Raw genomic sequence first — 24858 nt, 5'->3', positions numbered from 1 at the left:
TCAGGCGATTTGAAAAATTGATTTTTAATAGCAATAGTTTCAAAGCCGTACGGTTTTTGTACAACGATTTTTAGATTATTAAATGCAATCTCCGCTGGCGCACGCGTTTCTCGTGTGCCCATCCACCAGTAGACTTTTTTCGCAGCATTTATGAAAGATTTAAAAACACGCGCCAGCAATGCTAAATTCTCTGGATACAGGAAATTAATTTATTTAGAAATCTCTATTTCCTCCATTTTATCCAACCCTTTAAATTGCACTTCAATCTTCGGACTTTCATCTTCAGGGTATTCAGAATCAATTAAAATGACATGCGATCCCGATGAAATTTTCGGCGGACTAGTCGAAAGTTTGAAGGTACTCTTTGGTTTGCCATTTTTATCATAGAGACGGATAATTTCAGTTCCATCAGAAACCAGGCTTTCACCGGCAGCTAATTCAATGGGGAATAAAAGTTCTTTATAATTGTCAATTTGCATTTTAATATTTTTCACGCTGCCTTTCTCACCTGTAATCTGCATCCTGAATTGTAAAGGCTGTTCTTTCCAGTTATACTGCAAATTCCAGGTGGTATGAGTGGGTTCACCCGGCTGGCGTTCAAATTTTTCTCTTGTAAAAACCGGCGACATGGCATACTGATGAAGCGTCCATTTACCTTCAGCTTTCTTTTCAAGATGGAATTCATTTTTAGGGTTTTTTAACACCTCTTGCTGCACTTTGCTGAAAGCATTCCCGTTTCTTGCCATTTCCCATTCTCGTATCGCATCGAGCAATTGGTTGGTCTGAGTGTTTTTTCTTAATGCCGCTGGCCTTGCAACCATGGCAAATCCTGCATTATATCCGGCGGCTCTCGACAGCATCCATTCCATCTCCGGAAGGGTTGTGTTTTCTGCCAAAAGATACCAGCCCAGCATATGAGGCATATAATTCCGGTCAAATAAGCCCTGATTATCAATACGGTACTGCTGCATACTTTCTTTGAATCCGCCGTACCAGGGCTCACCCCAATTATAGTATGATCCGATATGCCAGTAGAATGTTTTACTCAGACTGGTACCAATAATAAAATCGTGTTTCACCTGATCATACACATCTTTGGCAAATAATTCAAGTGCATAATCACCTTGTCCGGAAGCCAGGGCGCCTTCATGTCCATCCAGATCAAGATGATCCACACCGGTCTCATTCATCAGGTCAGTAATATTTTTTGCCACTTCCCTTTGCATGTCCAGATTAGGAAAAAATACATTGTAGGAATGATCAAAAAGTTTTCCAACCTGTTCCCCTGCCTGATGAGCAGATTTTACAGTCCCATAAGCACCACGCTGACAATCCAGTAAAATAAAAGGTGCGGTACTGCTCACTGATTTATAGCGGATCAATTCAGTTCCTATTTTAATTGTATGAAGATTATTTCCTGCTTCATCGTTAAAATATTCTGGCGATGCGACTTCGATGGTATTTTGATCAGCATGAATCGATTTAATTAATGTTGAAGATCCGGTGAAGCTAAGTCGCTTATCAGGAACTGGCGACACATAAGGATCATTCGTATTGATGAAATTGGTTAGCGTATGCATTCCAAGATACAATCCTGCCGCATGTGCTTTATCTACGCATTTCTTTAAGCCATCCTTTCCATTTGGAAATTGTTCAGGATTCAATACAAAATTACCCCAGCTTTTAAAGGGTCCTTCATGATATAAGGATACTAACCCCGCTCGTTTGGTGTACCCGATCATCTCATCTATATCTTTTTCACCATAGGATGAGATCATGTAGGATTTACCATATAGATTTGATTTTTTAAACCAAACCCCATTAATGGTTGGATGCGGAAGGTTTTCGGCGATCTCAATTTGCTCCAGACGATCGAAGGTCAGGGGCTCTTTACAGGAAAAAACTGCGATCTTACTCCCAACTACCGTTTCGCCTTTTAATGCTTTCACAGGCATGTTTTTGTAAACTCCACCCCATGCATCCACAAAACGATCGCGATCTCTGTTAATGGAGTAGGCTTGCAGATTACTTCCCCATTTTGCCGGGACTGCCGCAATGCCTCTTGCCCAGGTGCTGCCTTCTCTGGAAGGATAGTCGCCACCGAGAGTTTTAATGTTTAAAACCTGTATTCCAAGGGAAATTTCGCTATCGCGTACCACGCCAATGATCTCACCTATGGTTTTATTGATCGTATTGGGAATGGGCCCCCAAATAATAGCATCGATCTTATTTTCGGGTACTGCCCTCATAATTTCCAGAACCAGATGAGTGGCTTTGCTCGTTACCCGGACATCAATACTTACGCCTGCATCTTTAAAACCCAGCATGATTTTTTTCTGATTTTTATCATAGGCCATAGAACCTGGCTGGTATCGTATGTTATTGCTTACCAGTGTAATGAGTGGAGAAACTGTGTCAGTATAGATATAATTTTTACCTGTGGATGTATTTGATAATTCTGTCACAGATCCCTGCTTGCTAATGCTCATTTTCAGTTCGCCCGAAGTGAATGAAACTTGTGCAGAAGAATAGTGAGATAGGCAGATCAACCCGGTAAAAAGGATTGCATTTCTGAGGATATTTAGTTTAGAAAAAATCATAAAAATAAATTTGGTTCCACTCTGATTCAAAAAATTAAAATAAGGTATTTTTCATCAAGGAACTAATTCATTCTTCGGAAGCCCTATGTTAAAGAAATGATAAACAGGCAATACAGATCAGTAATTAATGATCTTCCGGATTTGCAGACCGAAGATTTCACTCAATTACCTGATGGTATTTCACCCAAACAAGCCTTGCTTATCAAAGGAAGTTGTATGCAGAAAAAACGTGCTTAAATCGGGCAGTTTAGTATGCCGGAAGGTGGTTTAATTCTATGAATTCTACATAGACTTTCAGAACAATATTTTGAGGGGGAAGCTGTAAATACGTATACTTTGGCCCTCTTGATGGAAGATAATTGGGAAGATTTCTATGAGTTGGAAAAGGCTTTCCCCGGTTTAAAATCTGGCTCCGGTACACTATGCAAAATATATGTTCCGCACTTTCCGCCCTGTTAAAAAATTAAATGAAATATCTGAAAAATTATTTGGTTTGGAATTGGATCCGTTGGACTATTAAGCAGCTTAATTCTAGTTAGATGAATGTTTTTGGTTCTAAAATTATTCATCTTATAGCTCAACCCTGGCCCATTTATGGCTGGTATCCAGTTTGAAAGATCCCAAATATTTTTGTTTCCAGCTATCAGGCGATATCATTGATAAAAATAGCGAATCGTCTGCCTTACTGTAGAGATGATATACCTGTCCCATGATCGGAGTGAAATTGTATTTTGATGAATAGACCAATTCATTGAGCTGGACCTCATTTACTAGTTTTTCATATTCCTCTTTTAGTTCATCAAACTTGGTCTTGAAGTTTTTATTGGCTGCATCTGCATTGGATTGTTTCCACCCTGAAATGTTTTCAATATTTATGGCAGGTGCGCTGATATTACTGCCATAGCTTAAACCTTTTTGATAATAACCACGCTCATTGTCCCAAACAACCAGGTCGGGTTTTTCTTCATTTTCTTGCATTCAGAATATCTTGAATCTTATTGGTTTATAAAAAATATTTTTCCAGTGCTAAATTAATGAATGAGCTAAATCTTTGTGTAAATTCAATGTAATATCATGGCTTCGATCTTGAAAGGAGATAGTCTGGTCTTCAAATTATTCGGTACTACTCTTAAATGTTATTCTCTTTTGATAGATTTAATTTGAGTTCAGGTATGAAATAGGCTGAATAAAATCAATTATCTTAGACTTATCAAATCTTCTAATCATGAAATGGATCATTCTACTGCTATGTTTGCCCTTTAGCCTGTTGGCACAGGATCGCCCTTATGGCAAAATATGGTCAACCCGTTCGCAGGTAATTGCTCAGAACGGCATGGCCGCAACTTCTCACCCTCTGTCAACTCAGGCTGCTCTGGATGTGTTAAAAGCAGGAGGTAATGCAATTGACGCCGCCATCGCTGCAAATGCAATGGAGGGGGTAGTAGAGCCTCATGTGAATGGGATAGGAGGTGATTTGTATGCCATAGTCTGGGATGCGAAAACCAAAAAATTATACGGACTTAATGGTTCTGGTCGGTCTCCAAAATCTCTGACATTGGATGAGTTCAGGAAAAGAGGGATCGCACATATTCCGTCCCGCGGACCATTGCCTGTTTCCGTTCCGGGTTGTGTAGATGCCTGGTTTGAATTGCATCAAAAATTCGGATCAATGCCCATGAGCAAGGTGCTTGAAAAGGCAGTTTCATACGCCAGAAATGGATTTCCTGTGCATGGTGAATTAGCTCACTCCTTGAAAAATGTTGTGTCTTTATATGATCAGTATCCCAATATCGCCCAGCATTATTATCCTAAAGGTCAGGTGCCGCTTGAAGGTGATGTTTTCAAAAATCCAAATCTTGCCAATACGCTGGAAAGGATAGGCAAAGAAGGCAGAGATGTGTTTTATAAAGGAGATATGGCCCGTACTATTGATGCCTTTATGAAAAAAAATGGCGGCTTTCTGAGCTACAATGATATGGCATCTCACACCTCAACCTGGGTTGATCCTGTTTCTGTGAATTACAGAGGTTACGATGTATGGGAATTGCCACCAAACGGACAGGGGATTGCGGCTTTACAAATGCTGAACATCCTTGAGGGCTATGATTTTTCGAAGATTCAACTAGGAAGTGCAGAGCATATACACCTTTTTACGGAAGCAAAAAAACTGGCTTTTGAAGATCGTGCAAAGTTCTATGCGGATATGGAATTTGCTAAAGTCCCGGTAAAAGAGCTGATCTCCGAAGCCTATGCCGCTGAACGGAGAAAGCTGATAGACCCTGATAAGGCCTCTGTCCGTGTGGATGCAGGAAATCCGGCAATGAAAGATGGAGATACCATTTACCTGACAGTGGCAGATAAGGATGGGAATATGGTTTCATTGATCCAAAGTAATTTCCGTGGATTTGGATCGGGGATGATGCCTGACGGACTTGGCTTCATGTTCCAGAACCGTGGCGAATTGTTCAATGTAATGAAAGAGGGTGAAAATAATACCTATGCCCCCGGGAAAAGGCCTTTTCAAACAATTATTCCTGCATTTATGACCAAAGATGGCCAGCCAGTAATGAGTTTTGGTGTTATGGGCGGATCGTTTCAACCATTGGGTCATGTCCAGATAGTAATGAATGTGGTTGATTTTGGTTTAAACATTCAGGAAGCAGGTGACTATCCCCGAATCAATCACGATGGATCTTCTGAACCCACAGGTGAAGGTATGGCTCCGAAAGGCGGAATGATCACTCTTGAAAGTGGATACACCTATGATGTGATAAGGGATTTAATGCAAAAGGGACATCAGGTTGGTTATATAAACGGGATGTATGGTGGATACCAGGCAATTCGCTGGGATCCTGTGAGGAAGGTTTACTTTGGTGCATCAGAATCACGGAAAGACGGGCAGGCAGCAGGTTATTGAAAAAATTAATAAACTTGGATGGATCTCCCGATTCTAATTTTTTAACAATTTGTTATTATTGATTTAAAACAAGTTGCTATTGTTTTGAATAAATTAGACGGGTGATTAAACTCTCATTTTCTGCTTTTATTAACTCTTTTAATTAAGAGGTAACAGATCTAAAATGAATTTGGGAATGAAACCATTATTACAAGATTATTTATAAAACTAAAACATGAACATTAAACTTAAATTTTCTTTAATCTCACTAGTATTGATCTTTCTTTTTCAAACCTCATTTTCCCAGTCATTGTCTGAACTTGATAAAAAGAAAGTACTGCTTCCTAATGGATGGTCATTGACTCCGGCAGGTAAAAATCTTTCAATAGGTGAACTGCCCCTAAATATGGCAGTTACTAAGAATAGGAAATATATGGCTATCACAAATAATGGCCAGAGTACACATACGATAGATCTGATCGATGTAGAAAAAGAGATTCGAATAGATAGTATTGTGATAGCAAAGGCCTGGTATGGTCTGGCATTTAGTAAAGATGACCAGTTTCTTTATGCTTCAGGTGGACATGACAATAAGGTAAATAAATATGCTCTCCAAAATGAAAAATTACAATTGGTTGATTCTTTTGCATTGGGTAAAGCATGGCCAAATCAAATTGGAACAGCGGGCCTCGATCTGGAAGAAACAATACATAATAAACTATTTGTAGTTACTAAAGAGGCCAAGAGTTTATATGTATTTAATCTGGGTACTAAGGAACTTGAACAAACTATTTCTCTGGGAGCTGAAGCCTATGCCTGTAAGTTGAGTAACGACCGTAATACACTTTATATCAGCTTGTGGGGAGATAAAAAGGTGTTGTTCTATGATATCAAATCTGAAAAAATAGTTCAGGAAATCAGTGTTGGTAATCATCCCAATGAGATGTTTCTTACAAGGAATGGAGTTTATTTATATGTAGCAAATTCTGATGATAACTCTGTAAGTATCATAAATACCAAAACCAAAACAGTTGTTGAAACTTTGAATGCGGCTTTATATCCTGATTCACCTAGCGGGTCAACCAGTAACGGACTTGCATTAAGCGAAGATGAAAAAACACTTTATATTGCTAATGCTGATAATAACTGTCTGGCAGTATTTGATGTATCGGAAGTTTCGGAAAGTAAGTCGAAAGGTTTTATTCCTGTAGGATGGTACCCAACAAATGTTAAGGTAATTGGCAAAAAGATCTTTGTTACGAACGGTAAGGGTTTAAGTTCCTATGCTAATCCATTTGGTCCGAATCCGGTGGATAAAAAGCAATTAGTTTTGAGCCATAAAGCTGATGTTACAAAACCAGAGAAGGTTCAATATATCGGTTCGCTGTTTCGTGGTACTTTGAGTATTATTTCAGAACCTTCAGTTACTCAACTAGGCATTTTTTCGCAGGCTGTATATAAAAACTCACCTTACTCCAAGTCCAAAGAATTACTTGCTGACGGAGAACCCGGCAATCCAATTCCGATGAAGGTTGGTGATAAATCTCCAATAAAACATGTATTCTACATCATTAAGGAAAACAGAACCTATGATCAGGTATTAAGCGACATCCCTGGCGGGAATGGGGATACCTCACTTTTATTGTTTGGAGAAAAGATCACCCCTAACCAACATAAGTTTGCAAGAGATTATGTACTTCTTGATAATTTTTACGTAGATGCCGAGGTTAGTGCTGATGGACATAACTGGAGTATGGGAGCTTATGCGAATGATTATGTAGAGAAAAACTGGCCTGCTTCATATGGTGCAAAAGGAGGTACACATGGTACTTCAGCTACACTTAAAATAGGTAATAATAAAGATGGTTTTATCTGGGATCTTTGTGCTAAGCATAATGTGACTTATCGTTCTTATGGAGAGTTCGTAGCCGATGATTTTGGTCTGAAGCCAAGGCTAGAATCGTTAAAAGGTCATTCTGCAAATTATGCACCTTATGGTCTTGGGGTGAGGGATACCACACGTTTTTACCAATGGAAAAGGGACTTTGATTTTTTGGTTGAGAACAATGCTGTGCCTCAATTTTCAACGATAAGGCTTGGGAATAATCATACTGAGGGGATGAGAGCAGGCAGGCCAACCCCATTTGCCCATGTTGCGGATAATGACCTTGCGGTAGGAATGCTCATTGACCATTTGAGCAAAAGTCCGGTTTGGAAAGAAAGTGTAGTATTTATCCTTGAGGACGACGCGCAAAACGGACCTGATCATGTAGACGCACACCGAAGTCCGGCTTTTGTTATTGGCCCTTTTGTAAAAAGAAAATATGTGGATCATACAATGTATACTACTTCCGGAATGCTTAGAACCATGGAACTGATTCTTGGTTTACCACCTATGACTCAATATGATGCAGCCGCTACACCGATGTGGCGGTTATTTACCAATAAACCAAATTATACACCATTTAATCATTTACCGGTAAGTGTAAACCTGAATGATAAGAATCCTGCCAATACCAAGCTTGGCAAGCTCTCAGAAAAGTTTGACTGGACTAAAGAGGATGCGGTGCCTGATCTCATATTCAATGATATATTGTGGATGGGAATCAAAGGGAAACCTGCTCCATCACCTGTTCGGGCTGCCTTCCTGAAGATCAACGACAAGGAAGATGAGGGAAAATAATTTTTAGTTAATACTCACAATTTTTAATATTTATGGAATAAGCCCAATGTGTTTTTGCATTGGGCTTATTCTTTAGATGAAATTGTTTCTTTACAAAGTAAATGTTAAATAAAGAATTTATGAATTTTGAAATGCAGACACTAATTATATCTTCGTATTGAATTAATTAGAAATATTTTTTCAAATCTGTCATCATTATATTCTTTATGGAACTAATTGGAGTAGTTTGGGAGCAACTGAAAGGCTTTTTTAGTATTGAAGAGCTTATACGTATCATTCAATCAGGTGATTATCAAATTTTACTTACCTATAAAGGGTTAACTACAGCAATTGCACCCATACTGCCGATAATTTTGGTTTTTGAACTGATCAGGGGCCTAATGTATAAGCAGTTTAAAGTTGTTTCATATAAAATCTCATTCTTTTCTTATGTGTTGAATTCAGTTATCGGGAGATATATTTCCCTGGGGATGACGATGATCTGCATTGGCTTATTTGAGAAGTATGCCATCATCAACATAAACTTCACCTGGTACTGGTTTATTTACGGGTATATCATTTGGGAGTTCGCTCATTTTATCTATCATTTTCTGGCACATAAGGTCAGGTTGTTTTGGTGTTTACATTCCACGCATCATGCTCCTGAAAGTATGAATCTGGCTGTTTCTCACGCTCATTTTTTTCTTGAAGGCCCGTATGCCGATGTGATCAGGACCTCAATTTGCATGCTTGCAGGGGTTCCGCCGGCAATGTTATTTGTGATCATGTTCATTGATGGCACCTATGGCTCCTTTATTCATATTGGTGAATCAGCAATGAAGAATGCCAGACTGGGTATTTTGGGGAAATTCATATTAACACCTGCACATCATCGCGTTCATCATGCTAAGAACATTGAATATATGGATACCAACTATTGCAATCTTTTAAATATCTGGGATAAGGTTTTCAAAACTTACCAGCCTGAAAAGGATGAAATAAAGGTGGAATATGGAATTACCAGAGAAATGAAGCCTAATAGTTTTCTGGATGCTTATTTTGGAGAAATTACAGCCCTGTTGAAGGATGTATGGCATGCGCCAGGTTTAAAGAATAAAATTCTCTATTTGTTTATGCCTCCTGGTTGGAACCATACCGGTGATCATAAAACCTCAGCTGCTCTGAAAAAGGCAATGCTGAATAAGGTATAAGATCTTATTTTATCCTGCACCTGTTTACTTCAATCTTATGCACCCAGAAGATGTATAAGTTTTCAGATCATTCAGATTCAACAATTGGTTCCAGATCTGATAATTCGCTTTCTGTAAATAACCTTGATTGTATTAAAAAGCCAACATCAAGTGTGGCTTCCAGTGAAAAGCTGGCTGCTCTTCCCTCAATTACATCGAGCGTAAGATGGGTATGCCTCCAGTATTCAAACTGGTCTTTAGCCATATAAAATTTACAGCCTGCAATTTCACCGATGCATATATCATTTGATCCTACCAAAAATCCGCCTTTTTCGAAGCAATGCGGATAGGAGCCTTCGCAGCAACCTCCGCTTTGATGGAACATTAGTTCACCATGCTCGTTCTTTAGCTGTTGAATAATTTCAAGTGCTCTGGGTGTTGCATCTATTCTTTTTGTGCTCATTTTCCTAAATCTATATTAATGGAAAAATTCTGAATGGGATAAACCCATTCAGAATCAAACGCTGTAATTGGCTATTTATTAATAGAATCCCAATTTATTCTTATCGTAAGATATCAGCATGTTTTTGGTACTGCGGTAATGATCGAGCATCATTTTGTGATTTTCACGACCAAAACCTGATTTTTTATATCCACCAAATGGCGCATGTGCCGGGTATGCATGGTATTGGTTAACCCAAATTCTGCCTGCCTGAATTGCTCTTGGCACCTGGTACAACTGGTGTGCATCCCTGGTCCAAACACCTGCTCCAAGTCCGTAAAGTGTATCATTTGCAATTTCAATCGCTTCTTCAACGGTTTTAAAGGTTGTTACACATACTACAGGTCCGAAAATTTCTTCCTGGAAAATGCGCATTTTATTATGACCTTTTAAAATAGTTGGTTCGATGTAATAACCAGTCTCCAATTCTCCTTCTAATTTATTGGCCGAGCCTCCTGTAAGAACTTCAGCGCCTTCATCTTTACCAATTTTCAGATAGGAAAGTATTTTTTGATATTGTTCATTTGAAGTTTGAGCTCCCATCATACTCGTTTTATCTAATGGATGGAGGGTTTTAATGGCTTTTGTACGTTCAATCACACGGGCAATGAATTTGTCATATATGCTTTCCTGTATAAGCATTCTGGAAGGACATGTACAGATCTCTCCCTGGTTCAGTGCAAACATCACAGCACCTTCTACAGCCTTATCGAAAAATTCATCATCTTCACTGGCAACAGATTCAAAAAAGATATTGGGTGATTTGCCTCCAAGTTCCATGGTAGAAGGGATGATGTTTTCTGCTGCATACTGCATGATCAGCCTTCCTGAAGTGGTGCTTCCTGTAAAGGCAATTTTGGAGATCTTTGGAGAGGTCGCCAATGCTTTACCCGCTTCAATTCCGTAACCATTTACAACATTTAAAACTCCCGGAGGTAAAAGATCACCGATCAGTTCCATCAGTATCATGATGGAAGCTGGCGTCTGCTCTGCCGGTTTTACTACGGTACAGCAACCTGCTGCCAATGCCGGTGCAATTTTCCAGGTTGCCATAAGCAATGGAAAATTCCATGGTACAATTTGTCCGACCACACCAATTGGCTCATGCAGTGCAATGCTAACAGTATGTTCATCATGCTCGGCAATAGTTCCTTCATCAGCTCTGATCGCACCTGCGAAATATCTGAAATGGTCTACGATCAAAGGTAGATCTGCTGCAAGTGTTTCTCTGACAGCCTTACCGTTTTCAATAGTTTCAACAATTGCCAGGTACTCGAGATTAGCTTCAATTTTGTCAGCAATTTTTAACAGGATATTACTTCGGTAGGTGGGGGAGCTTTTACTCCATGTTTTAAATGCTTCATGTGCGGCATCTAAAGCTAAATCAACGTCTTCCTTGCCTGATCTGGCTGCTTTTGTAAATACTTTACCATCGATTGGCGAAATATTGTCGAAATAAACACCTTTTACAGGTGGGACAAATTTACCGCCAATGTAATTGTCGTAATGCGATTTGAATGTTGGACGTTTTAATAAATTTTCCATAATGAGTTTTGTTTTTGTCAATAAGAAGGAAGAACTTGTCATAAAGATCTTCGCATTCTTAGGGATATAATTATTAGTCTAATCAAAAATAACCGCTTTGGAATTCGGCAGGTAGTACAATTGTTGCAACTAATAGTAATATAGTTTCAGTATATTAGTATTGTTGAGCAATGTGCTCCTAAGGTGATTTACCTATTCTAACCAATTAGTCAAATCGTATGCTTCATTTATTAGATAATGTATCTCTGACAAAAAGGGACAATCTGCAGACGCTCGTTGAAAATCGATCCGTATATGCTCTGGATAGATGTGAATTAAATATTTTTGAAACCTATTCGAAATCTTTGCAGGTGCCTTTAACTTTCAATGATTTTGTGATCACCAGCATGTTAAAAGGTAAAAAAGTGATGCATTTGATGGATAAGATCGGGTTTGATTATTTGCCGGGCCAGTCAGTAATAGTTCCTCCAGGGGTAACTATGAAAATTGATTTTCCTGAAGCGGCAGATGATAATCCTACCCAATGTGTTGCATTGGCCATTGATCATGATCAGATCAAAAAAACCATAAATTATTTGAATGAATTTTACCCCAGAAATGCAGGTTTGGATCAGTGGGGTCTGGACTATGGACAAATTCATTTCAATAATAATGAGGAGATCTGTAATCTTATTAATAAGATCATCAGGATCTCCACTGAAATGTCGAAATCAAAAGATATTCTGGTTGATCTTTCCCTTAAAGAATTACTGGTTAGGGTTATGCAAAATCAGAATCATTTAACTCATAGCTCTGATAAAAAGCAGGTCAATAACAACCCCCTAAATTATGTTACCGAATATATTAAGGCTAACCTTAATCAAAAGATAAGTATAAAGAGTCTCAGTGATAAAGCTTGTATGAGTAAGGCTACATTTTACAGATTATTCAAGCGCGAATTAGGTATGAGTCCGAATGATTTTATTCTTTCTGAAAAAATTAACAGAGCGAAACAATTATTGAAATACCCAGGATCAAAAGTAGTGGCAGTTAGTTTTGAACTGGGGTTTACAGATGCTAATTATTTCATAAAATCATTTAAGAAAGCAGTTGGTATTACTCCGGGCAATTATTATATATCCGAGCAGCAGCCTCATTGATGGCCTATTGCCTGATATTCAGTAATAAAGTGTAGAATACGGTCCACTGATCATTTTTCGCTTTTCAAAATTGTGATATCTTCTTTTATCCGTTCAATTTCGACCAGCAGTGTGCCATTATAAACTCCGCATTTTTTTTTGTGTCTCATCCTGAAATAGCAATACAAAGCAATTCGATATGAAACAGAGTGCAATTAATCCCGGTTTATTTTATAAAAAATCTTCACGCATCGGACTAAAAGTATCGATTAATATGCCAGCTTCAAGGCATAAAACCCCATGCCATAGGTTGGAAGGCACAAAGAATGAGTCGCCTGCTTTTAAAACCTTTTTATTGCCATCGACCTGAACTTCGAATACTCCGCTAAAAACATGGGAGATTTGAACATGTATATGACGATGAATAGGACCAATACCTCCTTTTTCAAATTTCACTTGCATTAGCATCAATGAAGGGTCATGAGCCATTATTTTTCGGCTCACTCCCGGCTCAACTTCCTGCCAGTTAAGAGTTTCGTCTTCTATAAAAAAGCTTGCTGTTGATTCTTGCATATTAATTTGAGTAGTTCTGAAGATGGTGACCTGAAAGCGTGTAAAATTAGCTGCTTTATCTCTATAATTCTTATTTCAAATTATAAAAGATTCAACATGGATGTATTCAGAATAATTATGGATTAGTTGACCAAACTGATGCCTCTTTTACAAAAACCCGTCGGTTAAGTTTTAGTTGAGCAACGATCAATTCAGCAAGATCCTCAGGATGCATTACTTTTTCTTCATTGTTATTGATGAGATTTGAGCGTATAGCGAGATCGGTTACTACTGTGCTGGGAGTCATTGCTGTTACACGAATATTGTGTTTCCTGACTTCCTGCATGAGTGATTCGGTTAACCCCATAATACCAAATTTTGAGGCACTATAGGCGCTTGTTAAAGCACTTCCTTTTAAACCGGCAGTTGATGATATATTGATGATATCTCCTGTTTGTCTTTCGATCATTTGGGGTAGAACTGCCCGGGTTACATAATAAACTCCAAATAGGTTTACCCTGATCTGCTCTTCCCATTCTGCAGGTTCCAATTCAAGGAACTTGCCGAATTTGCCTATCCCTGCATTATTGATTAGGATATCAATGTTTCCCATTTCAGTGGTCAGAGAACTGACGGCTGTATTTACAGATTGAATATCACTTACATCAGCAGTTACCATGCTGCAATTATGGCCTTCAGACTTTAATTCATCAGTCAGGTTTTGGAGATCTTTTGCTGTACGGGCCAGAAGACCTACATGTACCCCTTCAGCTGCTAATGCCAATGCAATTGCCCGTCCTATTCCTTTACCTGCACCTGTAATTAATGCGGTTTTTCCTTTTAGCGATTCCATATAAAACAGATATTATTTTAGATCTGCAAAGAGACAGGATTTTTATTAATTACTGGTCATCTTTGGGTAACATATCAGGAAATTGCACCCGATAATGTTTGGAATTCTTTATTGTTAAAAAAAATGCTTGTCAAGTATCTGTAAATTAATAATTTATATCATCCAATAAGTATTTTCATTTATTTAAATTAATATAATTTCTTTTTTACAATGCAAATTAAAAATGGGGAGTATTTATTTAACTGAAAATTAAATTTAAGGAACTATTTAATAGGTATATTCGTATAGCCAATTAATAAACTGAAGAAAGATATAGCTGTTTTAATTATAGGTTTTCGACAGGATAGCAATCATAAATACCATTTGGATGTTGAATTTTTCTAGAAAAATATTTTTTTTATTTCTTGCAGTATTGTGTTCAGGTACTGTATTAGCTCAATTTCCCTATTCAGAGAGCTTTAAAAAATCCACGGCTGCAGGCATTATATTTGGAGGTGCTCCAAACCCTGCTTTTCTGACTTCAGCTAGCGGGATCGACTCAGATGGTGCAGGCTATCTTCGATTAACCAACAATTCACTGAATCAAACAGGTTTTGTTCGAAATGCACAATCATTTAATTCGGGTGATGGTCTGGACATAAATTTTGAATATTTCACTTATGGGGGATCAGGAGCAGACGGAATAACCTTTTTTCTTTTTGATACCGAAGGGGAAAACGCATTTAATATCGGTGGTTTTGGAGGCTCTCTGGGATATGCACAGCGTTCAGATCTTGCTGCACCGGGATTGAGCAAGGCTTATCTTGGAATTGCTTTTGATGAATTTGGAAATTTCAGTAATCCGGTTCAGGGACGAATTGGGGGGCCTGGACAAAGATCCAGTTCAGTTACGATCAGGGGTGATGGTAATGGGATGGGTTCTGTACAGACTGGATCAATGGTTCCAAATAGTAATTATGAATTTCTGATCAATACTCAAACCTCAAATACAGATGCGATGTCTGCAATTGGCCTGAGCTCTGTTTTTCAAATTTCCGGTAATCAGAACGGCCGGACTGCCCCGGGCGGTTCTCTTGATTCAGATGAGGCAGGCTACAGAAAAGCAAGAATTCTACTTGAACCGAATGGTTTAGGTACTGGTTATAAGATCAATGTTTACCTGACTGAAAATACTGGCGGGATCTTAAAAGTTCACAGGGTAGTAAATGATTATAATTATGTTTCAACCATCGCTGCACCTGTTAGTTTGAATTATGGCTTTGCCTCTTCAACCGGTGGAGCTAATAATTTTCATGAAGTGCGTAATCTGGAAATTGTTGTCCCTCAAAGTATTGCGAAAAATCCGGTTCTTTCTGATCTGACTAAATCAGTTGATGAGGATACTGAACTTTTATTCTCGCTGCCTGATTTTTATTCAGCCGATCCTTCAGTTTCAAAATTTACAGATCCTAATGGGGAGAGCATTTCAAAGCTCCGTTTTGCAGCACTCCCTTTGCATGGAGTTCTAAAGTTGAATGGAAATAATATTTCTTTAAACCAGAAGATTATTCCAGCTGATATTCAGGCAATTTCATATACTCCCAATTCCAATTTTAATGGAATCGATTCATTTACATGGAATGCTGCCGACCAGGGAGGCCTATATGCCTTATTGGATGCTTCGGTTAATCTCACAATTAATCCTGTTGATGAGACTGTATCTGCGGATCTTTTTCAAATCAGAATCAAGCTGGCTAATCCTGCTTATGCAACCTTCACTCATGCCAAAAATCCCTTTAATAAATCGCTGATAAGCATTTTTCAGGTTGATGATAGCCCCAAAACGGTTTACAATCTGATGTATCCATATTTGAAAGGTGGGGTAACCGCCGGCGGTTATTCAAGCCCTGGTGTCAAATCAACCGATGGTTGCGGAAATGACCTGTACTGGAATATAGCTGTTGCATGTTTTATTCATGACAATAACGGTGTTGATCTTCTGGAGCAGGGAACGACCTATATTTCCTGGGCAGAACTCGCTGCTGTAACGGCAACCGGTCCTGGTTTGCAAAGAGGATTTGATTTTACGAATCATGGATTTGGCGGATCAGCGGTCTTGCAAAAGGATCGATACAAGCAGATATTTTTAAATAATAAAGCTGCCTTTGATAAATTAGGATTTCAACCTGAAGCATTGGTGGTTCCTGATACTCAGATCGGGTACCGTTTTGGAGCCAATGATATGGGGATGGATGTCACCAGCCAGGCTGGTGTTGAACCTTTAAAAGATGGTGCAGTTCCCCTGGCGCAGGATGCGAGTTCAGATGCAATATATGCAGCTATCAACAGTCCTTACTTTTTTCGAAGAAATCATTGGCAGGAGATTAATAGTGCTACGCTTGTAACAGAACATAAGGCCTATGTCCTTGCTGCATATAATAAAAGCCTTCAGAATCCTGGAATTTATAATTGGTTTAGTCATGGTCCCGGAGAAATTGGTACAAGTAATTTTGCCTATTATCGTCAGGTGATCGAATACATGCAATTTATTGCAGGGGATAATGTGATGGGTTTGAGTCTTGAGCAATATCTGGGATATCAGAAAACCCGTTATGCAGCGGAAAATGGATCAGGAAAAATTTCAAATTTAACGCCGGATGGATATTTAGAGATCAGCTTTGATATGGCCGGACTAAAAAATACGGTCAGACATAGATTGTTAAGTTTGCTTGTCGATTCAGATGCTCAGATAGAAAATATTACCTGGTCTGAAAATATTAAAGCGGTCACATTTAATCCCACAACCGGTTTAGTGAATATTCAATTAAGTGAAATCGTATCTGTTGATCCTTCTACCTTACCAGTAAGACCAACGATCATTGCTGGAACACCTACTATCACAAAAGAAAATCCCAAAACAATTGTTTTTGAACTTGACCGACCGATCTCTCAGTCGGTTGCCAGTGCATATGAGGTTGAAGGAAATCCTGTCATATCTGTTTCAGAAGTTCCGCTTTCAGGGGGGCTTCGCTGGTCAATCCTTTGCCAGGATGATTTTCTCTCAACCGATGTAGTGGCATTTACTTATAAGGCAGAAATCGGGAATGCTTTAGATGCTGGAAATGGGAAGAAAATGCTGACCTATTCAAAACTGCCTGTTATTAACCTTTCAGAAGTAACTGTTACGGAGGTTCCTGCATTGGCCATTTCTGTCAGAAGAGATTCAGATAATATTCAACTGGCCACTTTCAATACCATAGAAGAGGTGAAGGCTTACATGAATACCTTTAATTTCAACACCAATATCTCCATCGTTTTTAATCAGGCAAGCACCTATTCGATTAGCTCAAAATGGACTTTAAATTATAATAACTCCAATTATTCATTGACGATTAAAGGGAAAGATGGTTTGGCAACCTATCCGTCTATCGATGCAGGAGGGCTTACATCAGATTTGTTCAGAATAGCAATGAATCATGTCCGTATCTCTCAACTGAAATTGCGTAGTGGTAAATACACGTCTGATGGTGCACCTTTTGGCGATAATTATTCAGGAGCACTAATCAGCCAGCAGGCCAGCACCTCAGACTGCCAGTATACTAATCTTGTTTTGCATCAGGGAATGAGAGGAATACGGATCGGTGCAGCTAACGGGACAGATCAGCCAAACATTTCGGATGTACTGATCGATAAGGTAGTTCTTACCGAACTGACGGGGATTGCCATTCAGGTAGGAATAATTAATTCAATCAGCGGGCAGCCTGAAAGCAGAACAGACGCTTCCTATACCCTGAATAATGTTACAATCCGAAATGTCCTTATGAAGGATACCAGAAATCAGGAACTGATTGAGAGCAGTGGAGCAAGATATTCAGGGCAGATCCAATGCCGCGGAATCAATAATCTTACTCTTCAGGATATAGATTTAGATCAGAACCAGAAGCAGCCATTTTATATTGTTGCCAGCAAGAATTTGCTGATTGACCGGTGTAAGGCTACCAATTTCTCATTGAATACAGGTACGGGATATAAAGCCGCATTCCATATTGAAAGTTCAGAAATGATTACTATTCAGAACTCATTTGTTCAACATAGCTTTGAGAATGTATATATACTGGGCTCAACCGGTATCAGGCTCTACTACAATACTTTTGATACCAAACAAGCCAGTGCACGAGCTGTTTCTTTGCCAGATGCCAGACTGATTCTTGATATTCAGGGTAATATTTTTGCAGCAAAAGGAGATAATGCATATAATAGTTGCCTGGGAATTTCTTTTTACAGAGGAGCAGGGTATATTCCTACAATAGCCAATGATTTTCTCTCAGAGCAGAACAACCTTTTTATCACCACATCCAATATTCTGGAGTTCTCCGGACTTGATGCTGGAAATACTTCACTATCTGTAAGAGTTGCCTTTTCAACAACTTTTGACGATTATAAAACCAGCTATTCCCGCGGACAAGGTTCCGGTTTTGCGGCTTATTCATCGCTGAGTTTTGCAGAGCTTAATGGAGTTTCAGGTTATTTGGCTGATACTTCTGTAGGAAGAGATTTTGTGTCCGCACAGATAAATACTATCAATCTGGATATTTTGAAGAATCCAAGAAATTATCCAACTGATGCTGGTGCCTACGATGTTGATGGAAAAATTACTGCTGATTTATCAGCAATAACACTTAGTGCAGGAATTCTTAGTCCGGTGTTTTCTTCTGCCAGTACTAATTATACAGTTACTGTTGAAAACGCAATTGATTCAATTGCAATAACACCCTTCCTTAGCGATTTTCTTGCCAGCATGACATTAAATGGAAGTGCAGTCGCAAGTGGTAGTCCCTCCATTAAGCTGCCATTAATTGTTGGAAGTAATTTGTTTACCATCCTTGTAACCGGAAGAGATGGACAAACAAGCAAAACATATTCTATCACAGTTAACCGTTCCTCGGTTTTTCCATATGTTGAGAGTTATAAAAATGATGCAGCTTCAGGTACAATCTTTGGTGGAAATCCGAACGCTGCAATCCTGACAGGTGGCGGTATTGATGCCAATGGGCAGGGCTATCTTCGCTTAACTACAAACACAAATAATCAAACTGGGTTTGCCCGTAATACAACCGAATTCCCCACTGCAAATGGACTATCGATAAGCTTTGATTACTTTACTTATGGAGGTTCTGGTGCAGATGGACTTGCTTTTTTCCTCTATGATGCATCTGCAAACCCTTTTTCAATTGGTGGTTTTGGAGGTTCATTAGGTTATGCACAGAATAGTTCAAGTCCCGGAATTTCAAAAGCCTTTCTGGGCATGGGGCTTGATGAATTTGGTAATTTCAGTAATCCGACCGCAGGAAGGCAAGGCGGACCTGGTCAGCGGCCAAGTTCAGTGGCACTTCGTGGTGATGGAAATGGTAATGCGGCAAATGCAAGTAATTATGAATACTTAACCGGAATTCAAACCACTGATGCTAATACTATGGCTGCTGCAGGTTCAGGTAATGTATTTCAGATCGCTGGTGGGATAGACGGTCGTGTTTCAGGTAATCCAGGTATTTCAACTCCAGGTTATCGCAGAGCAAAAATTAATATGGTTCCTGAAATTTCGGGATCTGGGTTTAATATCAACGTCTGGATCACAGAGGGTAATTCCTCTGGAGGGATAGTTCATCATCTGATCAAAGATTACCGTTATGTGCCAACAAATCCTATTCCTGAATTTTTAAGCTATGGTTTTTCGGCTGGAACAGGAGGGAAAAACAATTTTCATGAGGTTCGTAATCTCCTGATCAACCTGCCTGGGCAAATGGCAGATACAGAACCTGTTGTGTCAGATATAGGTAAGACTGGTCAGGAAAATACCACATTAACATTTACAAGCACAGATTTTACATCAAAATTCAGTAGTCAGGAAAATAAAACCCTTGCAAAAGTTAAAGTGATCAGTCTCCCATCAAATGGAACGCTAAAATTAAATGGGATTAACATAACGGCGAATCAGGAAATTGTTCATGCTGAGCTAAACCAGATCAGTTTTGCTCCGGCTCCAGGTTATATAGGATCAACCGGATTTCAATGGAATGGTTCAGATAGCAGCTTATATGCCTTAACTCCGGCCAAGGTAATTATCAATATTATAGCCCAAAGTCCGATGCCCTACTTGGAGAGCTTCAGGAATTCAACAGCCACAGGTTTGATCACAGGCGGAGTTGCTTTGTTAACTTCAGGGAGTATAGATGCCGAAGGCGGAGGTTATCTTCGACTAAATTCAAATGCAAAAAACCAGGCTGGTTTCGCAAGAAATACTACATCTTTTCCTTCTGCTGAAGGCCTTTCTATTAGTTTCGAGTACTTTACTTATGGTGGGAGTGGTGGTGATGGATTAAGTTTCTTTTTGTATGATGCGACAGCCAATAGTTCCTTCCAGATCGGTGCACCCGGTGGTTCATTAGGTTATGCTCAGAATTCTTCCGCACCAGGATTAAGTAAAGCTTACCTTGGCTTCGGTTTCGATGAATTTGGAAATTTCAGCGCAGGAACTGCAGGCAGGCAAGGTGGTCCCGGGCAGCGTAGCAGTTCCCTGACAATTCGCGGCGATGGAAATGGAACCGGTGCTGGAAGTCCGGCTGGAACTAACTATGAATTTTTAACCAATATCCAAACGACTAATCTGGCTGCAATGAGTGCTGTTGGAGCAGGTTCCGGTTTTACTATCGGCGGAAATGTGGATGGAAGAACAGCAGGTGCTGATGGTCTTAGTTCCTCTATGAACGGATACCGTAAAGTCCAAATTGAAATGAAGCCAAATGGCCAGAGAACTGGATTTATGGTAAATGTCTGGATATTGGAAGGAGCATATTCAGGAGGCATTAACCATCATCTTATAAACAATTATTCCTATGTTGGGAATACTCTTCCGGCAAATTTAAGTTATGGATTTGCAGGATCTACCGGAGGAGCAAGCAATTTTCATGAGATTCGTAATCTGAGTATTTCATTGCCGGCGCCGGAACTTGCAGTGCCATCCCTGATGTCAATAAAAGGATCATTTATGAATAATGAAATTGATTTTGAAGCAGATACAGAGATCGTTGCTACAAACTTTATTTCACCAAATGGAGATTCTAAAAATGATACCTGGGTGATCCGTAATATTGAAAAATATCCAAATAATACTATCCGGATATTCAATCGTCAGGGTCTGGAAGTATACTCTAAAAAGAGCTACCGTAATGAATGGGATGGTACTTTTAATGGAGTTGTCCTTAATGACGATACCTATTTTTACATCCTGAATACAGGTGCAGGTTCTCAGCAATTGAGAGGATATATAAGTTTGGTTAGGTAAATCAGGCTGAAAATTCTGTTGTTAATTTATGGTTATATTAAATTTGGCAATAGGTTTTCCTGCCTTTTTGAAGGTTCTATAATTCTTAACTGAATATAAAAATTGCTTTTTATTGTTAAGATTTAATACACTTTGAAGCTATTTTTATGATTTTCCAGGCCTGTTTAATTCCAGGCAAAATAAATTACTGATTTTTAATTGCTCTGGCACTTGTTATCAAAGCAGGTAAATAGTAGTTTTAGTTCTTATTAATTATTAAACATTTCAAGCCAGTAATGAGAAATTTTAAAACCACATTTTCGACTGTTTCCTTCGCTTTTTTAATGGCGATTGTATTATTCCCTTCCTGTAAACCCAAAAAGATCATTAGCCAGCCTGTTGTACAGGCTCCGGTAAAAGAAGCACCTAAACCTGCTCCTGTTACTGAAGCCGATAGTGATGGTGATGGAATTCCTGATTCAAAAGACAATTGCCCAAATAAGGCAGGAACTTCTTCAAACGGAGGTTGCCCTGAGACTGTTGCAGCAGAGCCAAGTTTTAACTATAAAAATATATTGTTTGAGTTTAACTCCTCGGTTTTGAAGACAGCTTCATACTCTGTACTTGATGAAATTGCCAGAGAAATGAAGAAGTATCCTTCCATGAGTTTTGATCTGAACGGACATTCTTCTGCAGAAGGTACCGATAAAAGGAACATGACACTTTCTGTTGACAGAGCAACTGCAGTAAAAAGCTATCTGGTTAGTGCAGGTATAAGTGCTAATAACCTGGTAGCAAAAGGCTTTGGAGAGTCAATGCCAATTACTTCTAATGATACTGAAGCGGGCCGTCAGTTAAACCGTAGGGTTGAAATTAAGAAAAACTAAATAACCTGTATTTTTGGTTATCAAAAGGGTGTTCAGCAATGTTGAACACCCTTTTTTTGCATGAAAATTCTTAAAATAATAATTAAAAAATTCATCTGAAATTCATCTTGGGCATCCAACTTTAGTAAATATTCGTAACAATATTATGAAAGCACTGGAAATTCAAATAACTGATTCAATTGCAGTTCTAAAACCGGATAGAAGAAAACTTCGCTTATCTGAGGATAAATTGGTAGAGGCACTGAAAAATATGGATAGAGGAGCAATGAGCTCTCTGTATAAAATGTATTCTGACTCGCTTTACAGGGTTATTTCAACCATTGTGGTAATAGAAGAGGTTGCTCAGGACCTATTGCAGGAAACCTTCATTAAAATATGGAAATCCTTTAACCAATATGATCCAGGTAAAGGAAGATTGTATACCTGGATGGCAAGGTTGGCCAGAAACCTGTCGATTGACTATTTGCGAAGTGTCAATTACCGGAATTATTCAGTAAGTGAAGACCTTTCTGAGGTAACACAACAGATCGATCAGACCTTTCAAATTTCCTATAACCCGGAACTTATAGGCGTAAAGGATATGACACGCATCCTGAACGAAGAGCAGAAATTGGCCCTGGATCTGATATATTTTAAAGGCTATACACATGTTCAGGCAGCAGAAGAACTTCATATTACTGTGGGGATCCTTCGATCCAGATTACAGTCATCTATTACCGAATTGCGTAAAACATTTAACAGGGATTATACAGTAAGCCGAGCTTAACGATCAGCTGATAAATATCATTTTTTATTTTTGGACCTTTTTATTCAGCATCCGAAATAAATTGGTATGATTACATCGTCTGATTTTTAGCCTTTATCGATGGTCTCCTGTGCAATTCCTTCCCCAAAAGGGAAAAACTCTCCCTTAAAAAACTCCCTTTACCATTAATAATGGTCTTTACCAGCCTTTAATGCCCTTGGTCTGCTATTTGTATTTGTAACAGCAGTACATTAAATAATGAGTTTTGATAATTTAATAATGAAGAAGGTATTTGCATTATTTCTTTTCCTTTTCATAGGCACAAATAATTTAAAGATCTATGCTCAATCTCCAGGCCTGAGCATAAAATTATTGGATGCTCTGTCATTCACTATTACTCAGCCGGAATTATTGAATTTTGTGTCCAAAAATGGGAGTAAGAAGAAGGATATGATGATTGCAAAAGTTGCTGATCACATAACTGTAATTAGCTCCAGAGGTTATGAAGTTAGAGCAATTTCTGGTTCAGGAATAAAGGATGGGCCTTTTTTAAGTCTTTCGCCGTTCTTTGGGGAAACAAACAAGGGTAATACAAACGGTGTAGTTTTGGCCAGGGATATTGCATTACCTCCCGCAAATGGAAACCCTGCTACGGTTATCTCAGCAGCAAATAGTTCCTGGAATGGTATCAATCCTGAAAATAAGTTTAATGTTGAGTATTCTATGGAGTCAGATTTTTTAAAACCAAAAGGAAAGAATCGTCCTGCGATCCCTGTTATCTATACCGTACTTCAACCCTGATTATTAAGAATAGAATTAACATTAGGAAGGTCATTCAGAATCAAATGATTTTACTTAGGATATCCCTTAGAACCTATGTTTATCAGCAGATTATTTCAGGTGTATTACAGATAAAATCAGATTCTTATTTTAAGAACCTGGATAAGCCTGAATTTTCTTTGTATAATTGGTCACATGAAATCTGCCTCTCATGAGAAATTTATTACGTTTTGCCATATCTCTTTTTTTGGCTCATTTCAGTCAGTCAGCTTTATCTCAAAGTGCCAGCCTGAATATCAATTTATCTAAAAGTGTGTTATCCGTTAGTGTAACAGCTCCTGCTGACATCAAGTTGAATAATACAGGTTATTCCAGGTACGATGAAGGTGTCAATGCCATTATAAAGGATCATATTAGCGTAGTTAGTTCCGGTGCCTATATAGTTAAGGTTACTGTTGGTGATGTGATCGGGAACTCAGGCTTGCTTAGAAGTTCGGTTAAAATTACACCTCAGCTGGGCTCAGGAAATAATGGAAACCTGGATGGGCTTATGATTAATACGGCTTTGCCTTCTAACTTCATACCTAACAGGCAGATAACAATTATTGAAGCCGACCATGCATCCTGGAATGGGAATACATCCTCCAATACCTTTAATGTTTCTTATTTAATTGGAGCAGATGGTGCATTCGCAGGTAGAATACCAGGAACAAGTATAATCCCGGTCATATATACTATTATACTTAAATAAATCTTAGTTTAAGTTCTCGTTGAATACAGATTGTTTTAGATAAAGTATGATCCTTGATCATTTTTAAATTTTCTGGCTCAAGCAAGTCATGAAGTATTCCTGATTCATTCAAATCTTCCTTTTATGAATAAACATCACATGAATCAGGGTATACTCTGATACAGGTATGAGTACTCAATTCCCCAATCGGGAAAATTTATCCCATATAATACCTTGTTTTTTCCTCAAAAACCCTGTTTTTGGCATGTTTAGCGGTTTGGACTACTCTTTGCCTTAGTATGATCAAACAAGGAAAAAATAATTAAACATAAAAAACAACATGAAAAAAATATTCGCATTAATCGCATTCGTTTCATTCTTAAGTACAGCATCATTCGCACAGACTGCAAATCTTAACATTACCTTATCTGATGTTCTTTCATTCAGTGTAACTCAGCCAGCATCATTGGATGTGAACTTCGATACAGAATTAAAATA

Annotated in this window: 16 protein-coding genes; 10 read left to right on the top strand and 6 right to left on the bottom strand. The window is 38.7% G+C overall.

The annotated features are described in order from the left end of the window. Positions 1–209 precede the first annotated feature (209 nt). A complete protein-coding gene (locus BLR27_RS16745) occupies positions 210–2600 on the bottom strand; it encodes a hypothetical protein (RefSeq protein WP_090706803.1) in 2391 nt (796 codons plus the stop codon). Between the two features lie 96 nt (positions 2601–2696). Between BLR27_RS16745 and BLR27_RS18595 the strand changes: the two genes are divergently transcribed. Continuing rightward, positions 2697–2837 (top strand): hypothetical protein, encoded by a 141-nt coding sequence (locus BLR27_RS18595; RefSeq protein ID WP_176767731.1) that lies wholly within the window; start codon positions 2697–2699, stop codon positions 2835–2837. A gap of 333 nt (positions 2838–3170) precedes the next feature. Here BLR27_RS18595 and BLR27_RS16740 read toward each other — a convergent pair whose 3' ends face one another. Continuing rightward, a complete protein-coding gene (locus BLR27_RS16740) occupies positions 3171–3578 on the bottom strand; it encodes a DUF2452 domain-containing protein (protein WP_090706802.1) in 408 nt (135 codons plus the stop codon). A gap of 247 nt (positions 3579–3825) precedes the next feature. Between BLR27_RS16740 and ggt the strand changes: the two genes are divergently transcribed. The 3 genes from ggt to BLR27_RS16725 all read left to right on the top strand — a co-directional run bounded on the left by ggt (position 3826) and on the right by BLR27_RS16725 (position 9369). Further along, positions 3826–5517, top strand: coding sequence for a gamma-glutamyltransferase (gene ggt, locus BLR27_RS16735; protein WP_090706800.1), 1692 nt, complete (start codon positions 3826–3828; stop codon positions 5515–5517). A 214-nt stretch (positions 5518–5731) separates the two neighbouring features. Beyond that, positions 5732–8179, top strand: coding sequence for a bifunctional YncE family protein/alkaline phosphatase family protein (locus tag BLR27_RS16730; RefSeq protein WP_090706799.1), 2448 nt, complete (start codon positions 5732–5734; stop codon positions 8177–8179). A 206-nt stretch (positions 8180–8385) separates the two neighbouring features. Next, a complete protein-coding gene (locus tag BLR27_RS16725) occupies positions 8386–9369 on the top strand; it encodes a sterol desaturase family protein (RefSeq protein ID WP_090706798.1) in 984 nt (327 codons plus the stop codon). Positions 9370–9436: 67 nt separating this feature from the next. Here the strand turns inward: BLR27_RS16725 and BLR27_RS16720 are convergent, their stop codons facing one another. Beyond that, entirely contained in the window at positions 9437–9811 is a 375-nt protein-coding gene (locus BLR27_RS16720; protein ID WP_090706796.1) for a DUF779 domain-containing protein, read from the bottom strand. A gap of 78 nt (positions 9812–9889) precedes the next feature. Further along, the gene (locus BLR27_RS16715; RefSeq protein WP_090706794.1) at positions 9890–11395 is read right to left on the bottom strand and encodes an aldehyde dehydrogenase family protein; all 1506 of its coding nucleotides are present in this window, start codon (positions 11393–11395) and stop codon (positions 9890–9892) included. Positions 11396–11613: 218 nt separating this feature from the next. Between BLR27_RS16715 and BLR27_RS16710 the strand changes: the two genes are divergently transcribed. Next, positions 11614–12534, top strand: a complete 921-nt coding sequence (locus BLR27_RS16710; RefSeq protein ID WP_090706793.1) for an AraC family transcriptional regulator — start codon at positions 11614–11616, stop codon at positions 12532–12534. A gap of 210 nt (positions 12535–12744) precedes the next feature. Here BLR27_RS16710 and BLR27_RS16705 read toward each other — a convergent pair whose 3' ends face one another. Together BLR27_RS16705 and BLR27_RS16700 are read right to left on the bottom strand one after the other, a co-directional pair. Continuing rightward, a complete protein-coding gene (locus tag BLR27_RS16705) occupies positions 12745–13086 on the bottom strand; it encodes a cupin domain-containing protein (RefSeq protein ID WP_090706791.1) in 342 nt (113 codons plus the stop codon). Positions 13087–13201: 115 nt separating this feature from the next. Beyond that, entirely contained in the window at positions 13202–13918 is a 717-nt protein-coding gene (locus BLR27_RS16700; RefSeq protein WP_090706790.1) for a 3-ketoacyl-ACP reductase, read from the bottom strand. 367 nt (positions 13919–14285) lie between these two features. On the opposite strand from BLR27_RS16700, the gene BLR27_RS16695 reads away from it, so the two are divergent. From BLR27_RS16695 to BLR27_RS16675, 5 genes are all read left to right on the top strand, one after another. Further along, entirely contained in the window at positions 14286–21239 is a 6954-nt protein-coding gene (locus BLR27_RS16695; RefSeq protein WP_090706788.1) for a T9SS type B sorting domain-containing protein, read from the top strand. Positions 21240–21514: 275 nt separating this feature from the next. After that, entirely contained in the window at positions 21515–22105 is a 591-nt protein-coding gene (locus BLR27_RS16690) for an OmpA family protein (RefSeq protein ID WP_090706787.1), read from the top strand. Between the two features lie 145 nt (positions 22106–22250). After that, positions 22251–22871, top strand: a complete 621-nt coding sequence (locus tag BLR27_RS16685) for an RNA polymerase sigma factor (protein WP_090706785.1) — start codon at positions 22251–22253, stop codon at positions 22869–22871. A gap of 258 nt (positions 22872–23129) precedes the next feature. Beyond that, positions 23130–23651: a hypothetical protein gene (locus tag BLR27_RS16680; protein ID WP_143007773.1), complete on the top strand. Its 522-nt coding sequence runs from the start codon at positions 23130–23132 to the stop codon at positions 23649–23651. A 190-nt stretch (positions 23652–23841) separates the two neighbouring features. Continuing rightward, complete coding sequence (locus tag BLR27_RS16675) at positions 23842–24381, top strand: hypothetical protein (protein WP_090706782.1); 540 nt, start codon at positions 23842–23844, stop codon at positions 24379–24381. Positions 24382–24858 lie beyond the last annotated feature (477 nt).

The organism is Daejeonella rubra, from assembly GCF_900103545.1.
GTDB lineage: Bacteria > Bacteroidota > Bacteroidia > Sphingobacteriales > Sphingobacteriaceae > Daejeonella > Daejeonella rubra.
The sequence above is the reverse complement of the archived record's forward strand: the minus strand, read 5'-3'. Positions and strand labels throughout refer to the sequence as shown.